This is a genomic window from Neobacillus drentensis (assembly GCF_036966985.1).
Lineage (GTDB): Bacteria > Bacillota > Bacilli > Bacillales > Cytobacillaceae > Neobacillus > Neobacillus drentensis_E.
The window spans coordinates 1-998 of sequence record NZ_JBALSN010000799.1; the positions used below are offsets into that span (position 1 = coordinate 1).

The 998-nt window shown below is 34.7% G+C and carries 2 protein-coding genes; one reads left to right on the plus strand and one right to left on the minus strand.

Annotated features, from left to right (window positions below):
* On the plus strand, positions 1–494 hold a 494-nt coding region (gene dltD, locus V7659_RS31850; RefSeq protein WP_335543959.1), incomplete at its 5' end, for a D-alanyl-lipoteichoic acid biosynthesis protein DltD.
* A gap of 270 nt (positions 495–764) precedes the next feature.
* Here the strand turns inward: dltD and V7659_RS31855 are convergent.
* On the minus strand, positions 765–998 hold a 234-nt coding region (locus V7659_RS31855; RefSeq protein ID WP_335543960.1), incomplete at its 5' end, for a hypothetical protein.

The window sequence follows — 998 nt, forward strand, 5'->3', positions numbered from 1 at the left end:
TGAAAAAACTTCATCCAAAACCAGCCCTCACACAGAATAAATCATGGGCTGAGCTTGAAGACGCTGCCGGCCATATGGCTGCAAAAAAAACAACAACCAATCCGTTCTATGTGAATGATTTGTATTATAAAGCAATGTTACAACCTAAATTGGATAAACTTCACGGGTACAAAAAGGGAGCCAGTTATGCAACATCGAAACAATATCAAGATCTGCAGCTGGTTCTCGATGTACTAAAAGAAGCAGGTGCAAAACCCTTATTTGTTTCCGTTCCTGTTAATGGTTACTGGTCAGATTATACTGGGTTTCCAGCCAAAGGACGCACGGATTACTATGTGAAGGTAAAAAAACAGGTTGAAAAGAACGGCTTCCCTGTATTAGATTTATCCAGTCATGAATATGATAAATATTTCTTTAAGGATACCATCCATCTTGGCTATAAGGGATGGGTATCTGTTGACAAAGGGATTCTCCAATTTGAAAAGCAACAATAATACGAAAAAGAAGTCTAATCTCTATTATGAGGTAGACTTCTTTTTCGTTTTCTAGGAATTATTGATTACGTTCACAAGATTTTACCACCCTTGCCATCTTTTTTACCAATGTACGACAAGAGATTTACCAATTAATAAAAAACCTACTGCATAATAAAGAAGCCAAAATATGCATTTGAGTGAATAAAATAATGCATACTTTGGCTTCATTGAAAATTTAGATTGTTTTACTAACGCTACCCGTTAGCTTAAGTACATTGTTTCACAAACTTAATAAAATATTTTTATGTTTTGTATGACATTCTCTATGGGTATTATCCTCTTTTTTATCACTTGCTTAGCACGGAATTGAACAAGAAAATCAATAAATTCCGACTTTGTTGGAAGATCTGATATAACATGAGTAAATTTATTTTTTGCGACCTTCTCATGGACATACATTTCTAATGCGTGAATTACAGTTACTTCATGCTTCTCTTCTAAAGAGGTCCACCTTTCTAAGTT